Consider the following 13794-nt stretch of genomic DNA (forward strand, 5'->3'; position numbering starts at 1 on the left):
CGCCCTGTAAGGGATTTGGCAACACACGATACGGTGGTGCTTCTGGCATATGCCAGAGTCTTCACGGGCTGGTCGACCGCCATGAAAGGCGTACTCGACCGGGTGCGCAAGTCGTAGTCGGACTACGTGACTTGGTGGACTCCACGGCATTTCCGGGTCGCGCTCGGGCGGTTGTTCGACGCCTCTGTGTTCACAGTGTCGCGGTCTCGGCCAACCCCGGCAACTCTGTCCGGATTTCGCGTCATGCGAGAGGCCCTCCCGGAGTCCTACAGGCATGGACATCATCTTCGAGCAACCCGCCCGCGCCCGGCTGATCACCGCCGAGGACGCGGAGGTCCCGGTGCCCGCCACGCTCCGGTACACCTCCGGTGATCCGCTCGCCGTCTTCGTGGACTTCCCGGCCGAGGTCACCCTCGGCGGCGAGGAGGTCACGTGGACCTTCGCCCGGTCGCTCCTCGACCAGGGACTCGGCGCCCCGGCCGGGCGCGGGGACGTCCACATCTGGCCCTGCGGCCCGGGGCGTACGGCCGTGGAGTTCCACTCGCCGCACGGGCTCGCCCTGCTCCAGTTCGACACCCAGGCGCTGTACCGGTTCCTGCAGCGCACCCACGAGGTGGTGGCCCCGGGACAGGAGGACCTCGAAGCGGTGGTGGAGCGGGGTCTGAGCACGCTGTTCGGGGGCGTGTGAGACTCCGGGGGCCACCGACCCGTACTTTTGACTCCTGTTCACTCCCGCCTCACCGTTCCGAGCCGGAACCTGCCGACCGCCCCGTGCACCCTTGCGCGCGGTGTGCCGCACGGGCGCACCGGCGACGAGGACGGGGCGAATGACACCGATCAGCCGAAGAGGCTTCGTGGGACTGGGCGCTTCCGTGGCGGCGGGCATGGCGGTGGGCGCCGCCGGCCCACGGACCGCGGCCGCGGCCCAGAGCACGGCGACCGGCACGATCTCGGACGTCGGGCACGTGGTGATCCTCATGCAGGAGAACCGCAGCTTCGACCACTACTTCGGACGCCTCAAGGGCGTCCGCGGCTTCGCGGACCGCAGCGCCATCACCCTGAGCGGCGGCTACCCGGTCTTCAACCAGCCGAACGGCTCGGGCCGCCAGTACCCGTGGAAGCTCAGCGCCACCCCGGACGCCGGCGGCAAGGACGGCGAGACCCTCGCCCAGTGCAACGGCGACCTGCCGCACTCGTGGTCCTCCCAGCACTCCGCGTGGAACAAGGGCCGCCTCGACAACTGGGTCGCGGGCGTCGGCAGTGTCCGGTCCCTCGGCTATCTGGACCGCTCCGACATCCCCTTCCACTACGCCCTCGCCGACAACTACACGATCTGCGACGCCTACTTCTGCTCCACCCTCAGCGCCACCGGCCCCAACCGCACCTATCTGTGGTGCGGCAAGGTCGACTCCAGCAGCTACGACGGCGGTGACGAGTCCGGCCTGACCTGGCAGAACTACGCCGAGGCCCTGCAGAGCGCCGGAGTGACCTGGAAGGTCTACCAGAACGCCCAGGACAACTACGGGGACAACGGCTGCGCCTACTTCAAGAACTTCGCCGGTGCCAAGGCCGGCAACCCCCTGTACGACCGGGGCATGGCCTCCGTCCCGGCGGTGACCGGCTCCACCCCCGACGACATCGCCGCCGCCATCAGGGCCGACGTCGTCGCCGGCACTCTCCCGCAGGTCTCCTGGGTGGTCGCCGACCAGGCCTCCTCCGAGCACCCCTACGCCCCGCCCGGCGACGGCGCCCACTTCGTCAACCTGGTCTACCAGGCCCTCGCCGCCGACGCGGACGTCTTCGACTCCACCGTCCTGTTCCTCAACTACGACGAGAACGACGGCTACTTCGACCACGTCCCGCCCCCGGCCCCGCCCGCCGGCACGGCCGGTGAGTTCCTGAACGGCGTGCCGTACGGCTTCGGCTTCCGGGTCCCGATGATCGTCATCTCGCCCTGGACCCGCGGCGGCTGGGTCTCCTCCGAGGTCTTCGAGCACACCTCGGTGCTGCGTTTCCTGGAGACCTGGACCGCGGCCCTGGGCACGCCCGCCACCTGCCCCAACATCAGCGACTGGCGGCGCAGGGTCAGCGGCGACCTGACCGGCGTCTTCGACTTCGCCAACCCCGTCCACGGAGCCGTCTCCCTGCCCGCGACCGGCGTCATCGGCTCCTCCACCTGCGGTCCGCTGCCCAACCCGGTGCCCACCACCAACGCCCTGCCCGCCCAGGAGCCCGGCACCCGCCCGTCCCGCGCGCTGCCCTACCAGCCGAACGGCTACCTGGACCACCTGGAGTTCGGCACGGGCGGCACGATCCGCGCCTGGTTCACCATGGCCAACCAGGGCACCCCCGCGACCCGGGCGGCCCACTTCTCCATCCACCCGAACGCCTACCGGGACACCACGCCCTGGCAGTACACCGTCGACGCGGGCTCCACCGCCTCCGACTACTTCAGCATCGGCACCGGGTACGGCGCCGGCAAGTACGACCTGACCATGGTCGGCCCCAACCGCTTCCTGCGCCGCTTCCAGGGCGACGCCACCAAGGCCGGCAAGTCGGCCGAGGTGAGCACCCGTTACGCCGTGGAGTCCGGAACCGGCAAGCTCGCCATCTGGTTCAAGATGACCAACTCCGGCTCGTCGTCAGTGAAGTTCACCATCACCTCGAACAACTACCGAACCGACGGCCCGTGGACGTACACCGTCGCCGCGGGCGCGTCGGTCGAGGACTACTTCAACGCCGTCGCGTACCAGGGCGGCTGGTACGACTTCACGCTCACGGTGGACTCCGACGCCACCTGGTCGCGCCGGTTCACCGGCCGCCTGGAGACGGGCGCCGCCGGCGTCAGCGGCTGAGGTCCGCGTACAGGTCCGGGCGCGGGGCGAGTGCGACGGTCGTGCGGCCGCCGCTCTCCAGCGCCCGGACCCCGGCCTCGGCGACCACGGAGGAGGCGTAGCCGTCCCAGGCGCTCGGTCCGGTGACCCGGCCCTGCCGGGTGGCGTCCACCCAGGCCTGCACCTCGCGGTCGTAGGCGTCGGCGAACCGCACCAGATAGTCCTGCGCCACCTCTTCGCGGGCGCCGCCGGCCGAGGTGACCAGCATGGTGCGGTCCTCGCCGATCCGGGCGCTGCCCTGCTCGCACACGGCCTCGCAGCGCACCTGGTAGCCGAAGCCGCAGTTCACGAACACCTCGACGTCGACAACGGCGCCCGCGTCGGTCTCGAAGAGGACCAGTTGCGGGTCGAGCAGCCCCGCGGGGGCGCCCGAGGAGGGCCGCGGCCGCAGCACGGTCACCGCGGTCAGCTCCTGGCCGAGCAGCCAGCGGGCCGCGTCGATCTCGTGCGACACCGAGCTGTCGATCAGCATGGCGCTGGTGAAGCCGGGCGGCGAGGACACGTTGCGGTGGATGCAGTGCAGCATCAGCGGCCGGCCCAGACTGCCGCCGTCCAGCAGCGACTTCAGGCGCTGGTACTCGGCGTCGTAGCGGCGCATGAACCCGATCTGCGCCAGCCTGCGGCCGAGCCCCGCTTCGGCCTCCACCACCCGCAGCGCACCGGTGGAGTCCGGCACCATGGGCTTCTCGCACAGCACCGGCAGCCCGCGCTCCAAGGCCGCGAGCAGGGGTTCCTCGTGCGCCGGGCCGGGGGAGGCGATGAGCACGGCGTCGACACCCGGCGCGGCCAGGGCGGCCAGCGGGTCCGCGTGGACGGTGGCGCCGTCGAGACCGGCCACCGCCTCCTTGGCACGGTCGAGGTCGGGGTCGGCGACCGCCGCCACCCTCGCACCGTTGACCACCTGGTCAAGCCGTCGTATGTGGTCGGCACCCATGTGTCCGGCACCCAGTACCGCGACGCCCAGCAACTCAGCCACGCCCACACACTTCCTCTCGGCCGACGATCACGTTCATGAGCCTACGTCGGCCGGGGGAGGGGCTCGTCAGTAGCGCAGCACGCCGGCGATGCCGTTCTCGTCGCCCAGGGTGCCGTCCGGGACGAAGCGCACCTCGGCGCCGGTCTCCAGGCACTGTTCGACGATCTCGTCCACGATGTCGTCGCGGGCGTCGAGGTCACCGCTCGCCGCCGGGATCAGGTGGTCGCCGTCGTCGCGGACCGTGGTGCGGTAGTTCTCCTCGACGGCGAGCAGCCGGACGCGGCCCTCGCGGGCGTTCTGCCAGACCTCGTCGACGCCGGCCGCGAACGTCCTGTGACCGCGCGCGGCTTCGAGTTCCCGGGTCACCGACGCGGTGCTCCGGCGGGACTCCGCCTGGAGAAGCGGACTGATCGCCTGCCACACGGCCTCCGGACCGGCGTGCGAGAGACCGCCGTGGTGCACGGGGACGCTGTGCCTGGCGACGTTGCCGAGCTCCTCCCACAGGGAGAGGGCCGCCTGCTCGCCGGTGACGTAGAGCGGCCGCGGGTCGTCGCGCAGCAGCGCGGCCATCGCGGTGTTCGCGTCCCGCAGGAAGTGCTTGGTGTCCTCGTCACGGAAGGTGCTGGGCTGGTCGCCGACGCGCTGCCGGCGCTCGGCGTCGAAGTTCTCCTGGCCGTGGTGCAGCGGGAAACCGCCGGACCGGCTCTCGGTGACCCGGTCGGCACCGCCGTCCCAGAGCGTGACCCGGTCGGCGGAGATCGACAACACCCAGAACGGCCGCTCGGCGGCGTGTGCCGAGACCAGGTTGCGGGTCAGGAAGGTGTCCGAGAGCACCACACGCTCGGGCACGCTGCGGGCGAGCGACCACACCTGGTGCTCACCCGGCGCGGCGAAGATCACCAGACCGTCTTCCGTGTACGCCAGGTCGACCTCGGCGAGGGCCTGGTCGAGCTGTCGGACGACGTCGGAGCGCCGGTCCCGGGTGACCGCGGGGTCGGCCTCCAGCTGCTTCTTCGCCTCGGCCACGACATTGCGCAGCCGGACGGGGTCCTGGGCGTTGTCGGGCTCACGGCGGTGCGTCGGCGTCAGCACCGAGACGGCGGGATAGGGGCGCGGGCGGCGCAGCTCGGCAAGGGTCGAAGAACTGAGTGCGTGCTCCATACCAGCACCATAGGACCGATTCGCCATTGCGGCATTTGGGGTAGTTCCGTGGCGCCCTGGGACCCGGGCCGCGCCGTAACCGTGTTGAGGCCCGCGGCCCGGTGACGAAGGGCGGGAGGGCCGGTTACCGTACCCGGCAGTAACCGGATCACGCCCCAGGAGGCCCCATGCCGCAGTTCGAAGTCGACGGAGCGGCGCTGGCGTACGACGACGAGGGCCCTCGTGACGGCGGCGCCGCGCCCCTGGTGTTCATCCACGGCTGGACCGCGAACCGGCACCGCTGGGACCACCAGATGGCGCACTTCGCCGGGCGCCGCCGGGTGATCCGGCTCGACCTGCGCGGCCACGGCGAGAGCACCGGGGCCGGGGTGCGGACCGTCGCCGAGCTGGCGCGGGACGTCACGGCCCTCCTCGACCATCTAGGGGTGGACCGTTTCGTTCCCGTCGGTCACTCCATGGGCGGCATGATCTCCCAGACGCTCGCGCTGTCCCACCCGGAGCGGGTCGAGCGGATGGTCCTGGTCGGATCCATCGGCCGGATGACGTACAGCCGCGGCCGCGGGCTGCTGATGGCGGCCTCGACCCTGGTGCCGTACAAGGTGTTCGTCGCCGCCAACATCCAGCGCGCCTTCGCCCCCGGCCATCCGCGCGAGGAGATCCGGGAGTACGTCCGCGCGTCCGCCGCCACCCCGCGCGAGGTCGTCATGACGCTGTACGGCGCCATGCGGGCCTTCGACGTCCTCGACCGGGTCGGCGAGATCACCGCACCCACCCTGATGGTGCACGGGTACCACGACATCCAGCTGCCGGTGCGGCAGATGCTGCGGATGGCCAAGGCCTATCCGGACGCGGAGGTCCGGATCATCGACGCCGGCCACGAGCTCCCGGTGGAGCGGCCGGCCGAACTGACGGCGGTCCTGGACCGGTTCCTGACGCCGGCCGCGTAGCCCGAAATCCCCGCAGCACCAGGTGACCGGCGCCCGGCGAAAGCCGCGGCGCCGACCCGTTTGGGGAACTTTTTGCGCTTGGCCTGTTCCGGGCGGACCGACCCGGGAGTGCGGCGGGTCCGCGGGCCTCGTGCGGGCAAAACGCGTCCGAAAGTGAGGGTGGGGGTACTCCGTTCGTGTTACGGCCAGGTTGACCGGCCGAGGCCGCGGGCGCACGCTCGTCATATAGGTGCTGAATACAAGTGGTTCGCTCGGGCAATCGCCTGCGCCACAGAACCGCAGGTGGCGCGCGTGGCCCGGCTGACCCGCAGCAGGAGGTAACGCATGTGTGGCATCACCGGCTGGGTCTCCTTCGACCGTGACCTCACCACCGAGACGCGCGCATTGGATGCAATGACGCAGACCATGGCCTGCCGCGGTCCCGACGACCGGGGCACCTGGAGCGAGGGACCCGCCGCCCTGGGCCACCGCAGGCTCGCGATCATCGACCTGCCCGGCGGCCGCCAGCCGATGACCGTCCGCACCCCGGCCGGCACCGTCGCCATGGTCTACTCCGGCGAGGCCTACAACTTCACCGAACTGCGCCGCGAACTCGTCGGCCGGGGCCACGAGTTCACCACCGACTCGGACACCGAGGTCGTGCTCCGCGGCTATGTCGAGTGGGGCGACGCCGTCGCCGAGCGGCTCAACGGCATGTACGCCTTCGCCGTCTGGGACGGTCGCCACGACAAGCTCGTGATGATCCGCGACCGCATGGGCATCAAGCCCTTCTACCTGTACCCGACCCCGGACGGCGTCCTGTTCGGCTCCGAACCCAAGGCGATCCTGGCCAACCCGCTGGTGCGGCCCCGGGTCGGCCTGGACGGGCTGCGTGAGCTGTTCACCATGGTCAAGACCCCCGGGCACGCCGTGTGGGAGGGCATGCGCGAGGTGGAACCCGGCACCGTCGTCACGGTCGACCGCGCCGGTCTGCGCACCCGGACCTACTGGCGCCTGCAGACCCGCCCGCACACCGACGACCGCGACACCACCGTCGCCACCGTCCGTGAACTCCTCGACGACATCGTGCGCCGCCAGCTGGTCGCCGACGTGCCCCGCTGCACCCTGCTCTCCGGCGGCCTCGACTCCTCCGCCATGACCGCGCTCGCCGCCCGGCAACTCGCCGTGCACGGCGAGAAGGTGCGCAGCTTCGCCGTCGACTTCGCCGGCCGGACCGACAACTTCGTCGCGGACGAACTGCGCGGTACCCCCGACACGCCCTTCGTGCACGACGTGGCCCGCCTCGCCCGCACCGACCACCAGGACATCGTCCTCGACGTGGCCAGCCTCGCCGACCCCGCGGTCCGCGAGCGGGTGATCCGGGCCCGTGACCTGCCGGCCGGGTTCGGGGACATGGACACCTCGCTCCTGCTGCTGTTCCGGGCCGTCCGCGACCAGTCCACCGTCGCGCTGTCCGGGGAGTCCGCCGACGAGGTGTTCGGCGGCTACCTGCAGTTCTTCGACGAGGGAGCCCGCACCGCCGACACCTTCCCCTGGCTCTTCCAGTTCGCCCGGCACTTCGGCGACGACTCCGACGTCCTGCGCGCGGACCTCGCCAAGTCCCTCGACCTGGACACCTACGTCGCCGACGCCTACCGGTCCGCCGTCACCGGCATCCAGCGGCTGGACGGCGAGAGCGACTTCGAGTACCGGATGCGCCGCATGAGCCATCTGCACCTCACCCGCTTCGTCCGCGCCCTGCTCGACCGCAAGGACCGGATGAGCATGGCCGTCGGCCTGGAGGTCCGGGTGCCGTTCTGCGACCACCGGCTCGTCGAGTACGTCTACAACGCGCCCTGGGCCCTCAAGTCCTTCGACGGCCGCGAGAAGACCCTGCTCCGCGAGGCCACCCGGGACGTCCTCCCGCAGTCCGTGTACGACCGGGTCAAGAGCCCCTACCCGTCCACCCAGGACCCGGAGTACGGCCGCGCCCTCCAGGACCAGGTCAAGGACCTGCTGGCCCGGCCCGACCACCGGGTCTTCGACCTCGTCGACCGTGAGAAGGCCGACCGGGCGGCCCGCCGGACCGAACTGAGCACCCAGGCCGGCCGGCGCGGCCTGGAACGCACCCTCGACCTGGCCCACTGGATCGACCTGTACGACCCGGAGCTCACCCTCTCCTGAGCCTCAGTCCGGCGAGTCGGTGACGGCGCCCCTGCCACCGTCCGCCGGGCAGGAGCTGCCGTCGGGCGGCAGCGTGCCGTACAGCAGGAAGTCGTCGACCTTGGCGTGCACGCACGTGGACGACGTGTAACCGGTGTGGCCGTCGCCCCTGTTGTCCAGCACCACGGCCGACGGACCGAGCCGCTTCGCCGTCTCGACCGTCCAGCTGTACGGCGTCGCCGGGTCACCGCGCGTGCCCACGAGCAGCATCCGCGCGGAGGGCACGTCCTTCACCTCGTCGCGGATGAAGTCCGTGCCACGCGGCCGGCCGTAGCAGAGCAGGACCTGGGTGAGCCGGAACCGGCCGAAGACCGGGGAGACCTGCTGGTACTCCTTGTCCAGCCGGGCGATGTCCTGGGTGAGCCGCTCGGCGCTCGGCCGGTCCGGGTCGTCGGCGCAGTTGATCGCCATCAGCGCGGCCGACAGGTTGTCCACGGGGATGTCCGAGCCGGCCACGAGCCCGGCGCCTCGCCTGTGCCCCTTCGGCAGCGCGTGGCCGCCGGAGGCGAGGTTCTCCACTCCCCGGGTGTCCCCGTCCTCGACCAGCGAGGCCAGCGCCCGCTCCAGCGGCGGCCACAGCTCCTTGCCGTACAGGCCCTGCCCGATGGCCGCCACCAGGTCCTGACCGGAGAACGAGCCGCCGAAGTCGGAGGGCACCGGGTCCTTGTCGAGGGAGCGCACCAGCCGCACGACCGCCTCGCCGGCCTTGCGCCGGTCCTGCCCGAACGGGCACCCCAGGTCGGTGACGCACCAGTCCAGGAAGTCGTCCAGCGCCGTCTGCTGCCCCCGGGCGCCGGCCACCCCCTGCTCGGCCAGCGACTCGGTCAGCGTGTCCACGCCGTCCAGCGCCATCCGGCCCACGTTGTGCGGGAACTGCGCCGCGTACACCGCGCCGAGCCTGGTGCCGTAGGAGAAGCCGAGGTAGTTGAGCTTGCTGTCGCCGAGCGCCTGGCGGATGACGTCCAGGTCCCGGGAGGCGTTCACGGTGCCTATGTGGGACAGCACCGGCCCGGAGTTCCTGGTGCACCGCAGCGTCAGCTGCTTCAGCTCCTTCATCAGGGCCAGCGGATGCCCGACGTCGGGCGGCTCCTCGGCGCTCGCCCCGTCCGAGACCCCCTCGGTGTCGCCGCAGCTGACGGGGGAGGAACGGCCGACCCCGCGCGGGTCGAAGCCGACCACGTCGTAGCCGTTGGTCAGGCCCAGGAAGTCCTTGCCCTGCTGCCCGAGCCCGCTGACGCCCGAGCCGCCCGGGCCGCCGAAGTTCAGCAGCACCGAGCCCCGCGACCTGCCGGTCGCCCGGTAGCGGGACAGCGCCAGATCGAGGGTGCCGGCGGCCGGGCGCGCGTAGTCCAGGGGGACGGTGACCTTGGCGCACTGCATGTCCTTGGGCAGCTCGACGTCCTTGCACGCCGTCCATCTGACCTTCTGCCGGTAGAACCGGGTCAGGTCCGGCTGCCTGCCGCCCGTGTCCGAGGCGGTCGCGGGCAGGCCGGCACCGAGCAGCGCCAGCGCGACGGCTCCGGCGCCCGCGCAGCGCCGCAGGGCGGGCCGGGTACGGGGCACGGCAGGCATCTAGGGCCTCCAGGGACGCTCCGTGACGAACCGGGTACAAGGGCTTCGCTCACCATAAGCGGGCTCCGCGGGGGCCGCCTCCCGGCGAGCGGGGCGGCCGGGAGCGCCGTATCGTCCGCGCGATCACCCGGTTTCAGGGTCCTTGCGCACTTTTACTGTTGGTTCGAGTTCAGTATCACTCGATGAGGTGAAAGGTCGATAAGCCATAACTCAGATGGTTCGTCTGCGTTTTAACCGGTGCGGGCGGAGCGCTCGTAATCATGTCTGGAAGGCAGGGAACCTATGAAACGGGTTACCCGAAACGGGGTGATCGCCGTCGCCGCCGCCTCCGGTGCGATGGCTGTGGCGGTCCCGGCCTGGGCCGACTCGGGCGCGGACGGTACCGCGGCCGGTGCGCCCGGGGTGATCTCCGGCAACGACATCCAGTTGCCGGTGCACGTCCCGGTGAGCGGGTGCGGGAACACCGTGAACGTGGTGGGGTTCTTGAACCCGGCGGCCGGCAACAGCTGCGGGAACCAGGGCGGTGGCGACACCGGTCAGCACGCTCCCGGCGGCTCGGCCGCGTCCGGTGGCGCGTCCGCGCAGGGCGCCGAGGAGGACTCGGGCGGGGTGATCTCCGGAAACGTCATCCAGCTCCCGGCCGACCTCCCGGTGAACGTCGGCGGCAACAGCGTGAACGTGGTCGGCGTCCACAATCCGGCCATCGGCAACACCTCCGGCGACCACCCGAGCCCCCCGCCGACCCCCACCCCCGCGCCGCCCACCGTCAAGCCGCCGACCGAGCCCCCGCCCGCTCCCCGGCCGCCGGCCCCGCCCAAGACCCACACCGGGCCCACGGCGCACCACCCCGCCGAGGCCAGCCTCGCCCACACCGGCACGGACCTCACCGGCGCCGCCGTGGCGGGCAGCGCGGCGCTGCTGCTCACCGGGACCGCCCTGCGCCGGCGCTTCGGCCCGGGCCGGACACGCTGACCGCCTGAGGTGATGTCAGGGCGGGCTGACGCACCGTGTGTCCGCAGGCCCCACCGGACCCGACCGGTGGTGCCTGCGCCGCGACCGCCCCGGCTGTCGGGCCGGCCGCCGGTGTGCGCGGCGCCGGTGGCGCACGTCAACGGCTTGATCCCGTCGTGGCGCGGTGCCCCGTGATCGGGAAGGATGCTGCGGGCGCGCGGCGCCGGTCGCCGCGCGGTCGGACCCCGCCATGGAATGGAGCGCAGCGATGACCTCTCCGGCCTCCCAGGACCTCGTCGTCACCCAGGCCGGGCCGGACGACTGGCCGGTGATCGTCGGCTGGGCGGCGGACGAGGGCTGGAATCCCGGACTGTCGGACATCACCGCCTTCTTCGCCCAGGATCCCGACGGGTTCTTCGTCGGCCGCGTCGACGGCGAACCGGTGTCGGCCGTCTCCGTCGTCAACTTCGGTGCCGACTACGCCTTCCTGGGCTGGTACCTGGTCCGCCCCGACCTGCGCGGCCGGGGGCACGGCCTCACCACCTGGAAGACCGCGCTCGCCCACGCCGGCCACCGCACCGTCGGCCTCGACGGCGTGGTGGCCCAGCAGGACAACTACCGCCAGTCCGGCTTCGAACCGGCCTACCGCACCAGCCGGTTCGTCGGTGTGGCTCCCGCCGCCGAGCCCCCGGCCGGCGTCCGGCCCGCCCGCGCCGCCGACCTGGCCGCCATCACGGCCTACGACAGCGCCTGCTGCCCGGCCGACCGGCCGCGCTTCGTGGCCGCGTGGCTGACCACCACCGGGCACAGGGCGCTCGTCCGCCACGACGGCGACCGCCTCACCGGTTACGGCGTGATCCGCCCCGGCCGCGACACCCTGCGCATCGGCCCTCTCTTCGCCGACACCGCGGACGACGCCCGCGCCCTGTTCACCGGCCTCACCGCCGAGGCGGCGGGCGCCCAGGTCGCCATCGACGTACCCGAGACCAGCACGGCGGGCGTAGCCCTCGCCGAGGCGGCCGGCTTCGCCCCTTCGTTCGAGACCGCCCGCATGTACACGGGCCCGGTCCGCGACCACGCCGGCGAGCGGGTCTTCGGGGTCACGACACTGGAACTGGGCTGACCGCGGGCTCCGGCCCCCGGCAACCAGCGGTCAATTGCGTTGCCGCCGTCGTGCCCGGATGGTGGAGTGCTCGGATGGATCGCCAAGCAGTGCTCGCTCTGTACGACCGTGACATGCGCGAGGGCGCCCTGCCCGACGGACCCGGTGCCCGGGTCGAGCGCGCGGGCGCGGTGGTGCGCCAGGTGGCGGGCGCCGAGGGCTGGAACGGCGTCGTCTGGTCAGGGCTGGGCGAGGCGACCGCGGATCGCGCGATCGCCGAGCAGCTGGCCTTCTTCGCCACCCGTGGGCGGGAGTTCGAGTGGAAGCTCTACGGCCACGACCTGCCGTCCAACCTGGGGGACCGGCTCACCGCGGCCGGGTTCGTGCCGGAGCCCACGGAGACGCTGATGGTCGCGGAGGTCGCCCGGCTGAGCCTCGACGCCGGGCCGCCGGACGGCGTACGCGTGGTGCCCGCCACCGACCGGGCGGGCATCGAGCTCGTGGCCGACGTGCACGAGAAGGCCTTCGGCACCGACGGTTCGCGTCTTCGGCGCGGGCTGCTGGCACGACTCGCCGAGCAGCCGGACAGCGTGGTCGCGATGGTCGCGCTCGCCGGGGACGAGCCGGTCGGCGCCGCCCGCGTCGAGCTGGTGCCCGGGGCGGGCTTCGCCGGCCTGTGGGGCGGCGGCACGGTGCAGGGGTGGCGCGGGCGTGGTGTGTACCGTGCCCTCGTCGCCCACCGGGCCCGTGTCGCCGCCGCACACGGCTGCCGGTACCTCCAGGTCGACGCGTCGCCCATGAGCCGGCCGATCCTCGAACGACTGGGCTTCCACGCCCTGAGCACTACCACGCCGTACCTCTCTCCGCGGTAAGCGGCAGGCGCTCGGGGGGCGCCGGCGAGTCGGTCGCGGGCGGCATCGGCCGGCGGTCAGCGGGCCGAGCGCCGCCGGGCACGCCCGCGTGGCGGGGCCGCACCGCTCGATGCGGTCCCGCCACGGGTGAGGCGCGCTCCGGTCACCGGCGTGCCCTGCTGCGGTCCAGTGCCGCGATCCCGATCGCCGCCAGAGCGATCTGTATGAACCACTCGATCCAGTCGGGGCCCTTGGTGTCGGCCACTCCGAAGCCCGCCGCGATCGCCGAACCCAGCAGCGCCGCGACGATGCCGACGACGATGGTCCACAGGACGCCGACGTGCTGGCGCCCGGGGACGACCAGGCGCCCCAGCACGCCGATGACGAGCCCGATGATGATGGCGCTGATGATGCCCGAGATCTCCATGTCCGCCCCTCTTCGCCTGTACTCCGCTGCTGTCCAATCTGCCCGCTCAATCCGGCGGCAGTCCCGCCCGGTTGTTACAGCGGTTTTCTGTTCACCGGCCGGACATGCCATGTACCTTTCAATGAGTCGACGCGTGTAGAAATCTCAAGCAGATTCTACGCGCGCAGAGTTGGCGCCGCACCGCCTCTACCCCACCCCCTCACGGAGGTTCGCCGGATGCTTGGATCCAGCAGATCCCGCCATGGACTCACCACCGCCCTGGCCGGATTCGCACTGCTCGTCACGGGAGCCGCCCTCCAGGTCGGCACCGCGGCCGCCCCCGCTCACGCGGCCACCACCTACAACGTCCTCTTCGACGACGGCCACGCCGAGGAGGCCGGCAACGCGGACTGGATCATCTCCACGAGCAAGCCCGACCCGCTCGCCCAGAACTCCTCCCCCTCCTCGGAGACGGACTGGACCGGCGCGCTCTCCTCGTGGGGTGTCGCCCTCCAGAAGACCGGCAGCTACAGCATGAAGACCGCGACCAGCGCGCTCACCTACGGCGGCTCGTCGACGACCGACCTGTCGAAGTTCGACGCGCTGGTGCTGCCCGAGCCGAACACGCTGTTCACGGCCGCCGAGAAGACGGCGATCATGAACTTCGTGAAGGCCGGCGGCGGACTGTTCATGATCTCCGACCACACCGGCGCCGACCGCAACAACGACGGC

Annotated in this window: 11 protein-coding genes and 1 pseudogene; 8 read left to right on the forward strand and 4 right to left on the reverse strand. The window is 71.9% G+C overall.

Annotation, left to right across the window (positions count from 1 at the left end; all coding sequences use genetic code 11):
* Positions 1 to 274 precede the first annotated feature (274 nt).
* Both AB0P24_RS34970 and AB0P24_RS34975 read left to right on the forward strand, forming a co-directional pair.
* A complete protein-coding gene (locus AB0P24_RS34970) occupies positions 275 to 688 on the forward strand; it encodes an SsgA family sporulation/cell division regulator (RefSeq protein ID WP_365801194.1) in 414 nt (137 codons plus the stop codon).
* A gap of 139 nt (positions 689 to 827) precedes the next feature.
* Entirely contained in the window at positions 828 to 2855 is a 2028-nt protein-coding gene (locus AB0P24_RS34975) for a phosphocholine-specific phospholipase C (RefSeq protein ID WP_365801196.1), read from the forward strand.
* Here AB0P24_RS34975 and AB0P24_RS34980 read toward each other — a convergent pair.
* Both AB0P24_RS34980 and AB0P24_RS34985 read right to left on the reverse strand, forming a co-directional pair.
* On the reverse strand, positions 2845 to 3870 hold the full coding sequence (locus AB0P24_RS34980; protein ID WP_365801198.1) for a Gfo/Idh/MocA family oxidoreductase: 1026 nt from the start codon (positions 3868 to 3870) through the stop codon (positions 2845 to 2847). The two genes, AB0P24_RS34975 and AB0P24_RS34980, sit on opposite strands and share 11 nt — an antisense overlap.
* 66 nt (positions 3871 to 3936) lie before the next feature.
* Positions 3937 to 5031, reverse strand: coding sequence for a chemotaxis protein (locus AB0P24_RS34985; protein ID WP_365801200.1), 1095 nt, complete (start codon positions 5029 to 5031; stop codon positions 3937 to 3939).
* 167 nt (positions 5032 to 5198) lie between these two features.
* On the opposite strand from AB0P24_RS34985, the gene AB0P24_RS34990 reads away from it, so the two are divergent.
* Both AB0P24_RS34990 and asnB read left to right on the forward strand, forming a co-directional pair.
* Positions 5199 to 5978, forward strand: a complete 780-nt coding sequence (locus tag AB0P24_RS34990; RefSeq protein ID WP_365801201.1) for an alpha/beta fold hydrolase — start codon at positions 5199 to 5201, stop codon at positions 5976 to 5978.
* 324 nt (positions 5979 to 6302) lie between these two features.
* Positions 6303 to 8141: an asparagine synthase (glutamine-hydrolyzing) gene (gene asnB, locus AB0P24_RS34995; protein ID WP_365801202.1), complete on the forward strand. Its 1839-nt coding sequence runs from the start codon at positions 6303 to 6305 to the stop codon at positions 8139 to 8141.
* Between the two features lie 3 nt (positions 8142 to 8144).
* On the opposite strand, the gene AB0P24_RS35000 is transcribed toward asnB, so the two are convergent.
* Positions 8145 to 9752, reverse strand: a complete 1608-nt coding sequence (locus AB0P24_RS35000; protein ID WP_365801204.1) for an alpha/beta hydrolase — start codon at positions 9750 to 9752, stop codon at positions 8145 to 8147.
* A 306-nt stretch (positions 9753 to 10058) separates the two neighbouring features.
* Here AB0P24_RS35000 and AB0P24_RS35005 point away from each other — a divergent pair, with 306 nt between their 5' ends.
* From AB0P24_RS35005 to AB0P24_RS35015, 3 genes are all read left to right on the forward strand, one after another.
* Entirely contained in the window at positions 10059 to 10724 is a 666-nt protein-coding gene (locus AB0P24_RS35005) for a chaplin (protein WP_365801206.1), read from the forward strand.
* Positions 10725 to 10971: 247 nt separating this feature from the next.
* Positions 10972 to 11826 carry a GNAT family N-acetyltransferase gene (locus tag AB0P24_RS35010; protein WP_365801208.1) on the forward strand — a complete coding sequence of 285 codons (855 nt, stop codon included), beginning with the start codon at positions 10972 to 10974 and terminating at the stop codon, positions 11824 to 11826.
* 74 nt (positions 11827 to 11900) lie between these two features.
* Positions 11901 to 12677, forward strand: coding sequence for a GNAT family N-acetyltransferase (locus tag AB0P24_RS35015; RefSeq protein WP_365801210.1), 777 nt, complete (start codon positions 11901 to 11903; stop codon positions 12675 to 12677).
* 142 nt (positions 12678 to 12819) lie between these two features.
* Here AB0P24_RS35015 and AB0P24_RS35020 read toward each other — a convergent pair whose 3' ends face one another.
* Entirely contained in the window at positions 12820 to 13083 is a 264-nt protein-coding gene (locus AB0P24_RS35020) for a GlsB/YeaQ/YmgE family stress response membrane protein (RefSeq protein WP_234539785.1), read from the reverse strand.
* 216 nt (positions 13084 to 13299) lie between these two features.
* On the opposite strand from AB0P24_RS35020, the pseudogene AB0P24_RS35025 reads away from it, so the two are divergent.
* Positions 13300 to 13794: pseudogene (locus tag AB0P24_RS35025) on the forward strand (hydrolase); the annotation flags it as partial.

It is taken from the genome of Streptomyces sp. NPDC086519 (assembly GCF_040686075.1).
GTDB classification, from domain to species: domain Bacteria; phylum Actinomycetota; class Actinomycetes; order Streptomycetales; family Streptomycetaceae; genus Streptomyces; species Streptomyces shenzhenensis.